The sequence below is a fragment of the Halorubrum sp. AJ67 genome, assembly GCF_000513435.1.
Window position 1 is genome coordinate 22,314 of record NZ_CBVY010000014.1, and the last position, 2,834, is coordinate 25,147.

At 68.2% G+C, this 2,834-nt stretch carries 3 protein-coding genes; 1 reads left to right on the forward strand and 2 read right to left on the reverse strand.

Annotated features, from left to right (window positions below; genetic code table 11):
- Window positions 1–23 precede the first annotated feature (23 nt).
- Complete coding sequence (locus BN903_RS11265) at window positions 24–707, reverse strand: HAD family hydrolase (protein WP_048077819.1); 684 nt, start codon at window positions 705–707, stop codon at window positions 24–26.
- 347 nt (window positions 708–1,054) lie between these two features.
- On the opposite strand from BN903_RS11265, the gene BN903_RS11275 reads away from it, so the two are divergent.
- The gene (locus BN903_RS11275; protein WP_048077821.1) at window positions 1,055–2,194 is read left to right on the forward strand and encodes a CBS domain-containing protein; all 1,140 of its coding nucleotides are present in this window, start codon (window positions 1,055–1,057) and stop codon (window positions 2,192–2,194) included.
- Window positions 2,195–2,289: 95 nt separating this feature from the next.
- Here BN903_RS11275 and radB read toward each other — a convergent pair.
- Window positions 2,290–2,834: DNA repair and recombination protein RadB (gene radB, locus BN903_RS11280; RefSeq protein ID WP_048077822.1), on the reverse strand; the 545-nt coding region annotated here is incomplete at its 5' end.

Genomic DNA, 2,834 nt, shown 5'->3' on the forward strand with positions numbered 1-2,834 from the left:
GCTCCGGCCCGGCGGGGCTGCGCTCAGACCGAGTCGCGCTCGTCGGCCGACGCCCTCCCGCAGATGCTCACGAGGTCGTGGAGGTCGTCGATCTCGTAGGTCGGGTGGCAGTCGAGCTCCGTCGACCGCCGGTGCGGTCGACGGACGAACGCCGAGTCGATGCCGGCGTTGTCGGCCGCGCGAACGTCCGACTCGTTGTCGCCGACGAAAAGCGCCGTCTCAGCGCCGAGGTCTTCGAGGGCGCGCTCGATGTAGTACGGGGAGGGCTTCTTCCGCGAGAGGCTGGCCACCGAGGGCTCACGGCCGTACGCGACCTCGAAGTGGTCCGCCAGCCCGAAGTGGTCCAAGAGCGCGTCGACGGTCGCCTGCTGGTTCGAGGAGACGACGCCGAGCGAGGCGTCGAGCGCGCGGAGGGCGTCGACGTCGTCGTACGGGGTCTTGCGCCCCTTCCGGGCGGCGTCGATCTGGGCCGCCGCCGCGGTCTCGTCCCTGACTTGCCAGAACTCCGTCGGGTCCACGTCGTAGCGCTCGCAGATGTCGGTCAGGGTCGCGGGGTCGACGCCGACCGCGACGTCGTCGACGTGCGCGAGGTCCGGGTCCTCGACGCCGAGGCTCACGAACGCGTCCCAGGCGGCCTCGCGGAGCGTGTCGAACGGCGTCCGCCCGACCAACACCCCGTCGTTGTCGAGGACGACGGCGTCGTACACGCCTCACTCTGCGTCGCTGACGGGCAAAAAGGTTTCACACCCCGAGGAATCGGCCGCCCGAGCGCCGGACGGTCGGATCCTCACAGGCCAAACAGCCGGACGAACAGCCCCGCGAGCAGCGCGACCGTCCCGGCGATCACGCCGACGAACGGGATCGGAACCGGCAGCGGGATCACGATCAGTGCGACGCCGAGCGCGATCAGCGCGGTCGAGAGCTTTACGGCCGACCACCGTCCGCGACGCGGAAATACCTTCAGGGAGATTCCGACGGTCGGACGACGCGTCCGGGCGGACGCCACGACTCCCGCACTTTCAATACCCGGCCCGTCGAAGACTCAGAACGGACCATGAACATCTTTGATATCGCGGTGTCGGAATACGTCGAGGTCGACGTCGATGAGCGGCTCGCCAAGGTCCGTTCTATCTTCGAGCGAGAGAACCCCAAGGGGATCGTCGTCGTCGAGGACGGCGAGTACGCGGGCGTCGTCGGGGAGAAACAGCTCATGCGCTCGCGCATGGAGGACGACACGAAGGTGTCGGCGGTGATGAAGCCCGCCCCCTCGGTCGACCGACACGAGGACGTCCGCGAGACCGCCCGGCTCCTCGTCGAGGGCGACGTGAAGATCGCGCCCGTCTACGAGGGCGAGAAGCTCTACGGGATCATCACGGTCGACCAGATCCTCGAAGCCGTCATCGACAGCCTCGACGCGATCACCGTCGGCCAGATCGCGACCGAGGACGTGATCGGCATCGGCGAGACGGAGAGCGTCGGCCGCGCCATCAATCGCCTCCGCGAGAACGGCGTCTCCCGACTTCCCGTGCTCGACGACGACGGCGACCTCGTCGGCGTCGTCACCACGAACGACATCGTGGAGTTCGTCGTCCGCGACCACGAGCGGCAGGGCAGCGGCGACCGCGCCGGCGACATCGACCGGATGCTCGACATCCCCGTCTACGACATCATGTCCAGCCCGGTCGTCACGGCGACGAACGACGAGACGGCGCAGGCGGTCGTCGAGCGCATGTTCGACAACGAGGTCTCCGGGCTGGTCGTCACGCCCGCGGGTGCCGACACCGTCGCCGGGATGGTGACGAAGACCGACGTGTTGCGCGCGCTGACGTTCACCGAGGAGGACTCGATGGACGTCCAGATCACGAACGTCGACTTGCTGGAGGGGACCTCCCGCGAACACATCCGCGAGTCCATCGAGCAGGTCGTGGACAAGTACGCGGACATGCACGTCATCCACGCGCACGTCCGGCTCCACGCTCACAAGGAGAAGCTTCGCGGCACGCCCCTCATCCAGTGTCAGATCCGCCTCCGAACCAACGAGGGACAGGTCGGCGGCTCCGGCGAGGGGTACGGTGCCGAACACGCGTTCCACGTCGCGCTCGACAAGTTAGAGCGGAACGTCCTCGAAATCAAGGGCGTCAACGCCGACGAGGAGTACCGCGGCCAGCTCCTCCGGAAGCTCGGCCAGCTGTAGGCGGTTCCGCGTCCGACTCGCGGACACGCGCCGGTCTGAACTCGCGCTCGTCCGTCGAGCTCAATAAATCGATTTTTCGCCGCCGACAGCCGTCCCTATCCGTCCGAGCCCTCGGCGAGTCCGTCGGCGACGATCCGAAACGTCGCGGTGTCGCCCGCGGGCTTCGAGCGGTGCTTTTCGAGGGTCGCCCGACGGTTTCCGCCCCGGAACCGGTCGACGCGGACGATCGCACCGGTCCAGTGGTTGAGCGTGTTGCCGCCGAGCGCGCGGTCGCGGTCGCCGTCGGGGTCGGTGAACACCTGATTCGTGATCACGACGGCGATGTCGTGACGCCGGGCCAGCGAGAGGAGGTGCGTCACCTGCTTTGCGACCTTCCGAAGCGACTCGCCGCCCTCGGTGTCGCCGGCGCGCTCCAGTCGGTAGAAGCCCGTCGCGGAGTCCAACACGATCAGCTCGACCTCCTCGGCGAGCTCCTCGGCGTCGCGGACCGCCTCGCGCTGGTCGTCGAAGTCGTACGCCTCGGAGATCACCAGCCGCGCGGCGAGCTCTTCGAGGGTGTCGTCGCCGTCGCCCCGGTCGAGCCGCCCCTCGGCCAGCTGTTCGAACCGGTCGATCGACAGGCCCTCGGTGTCGATGTAGA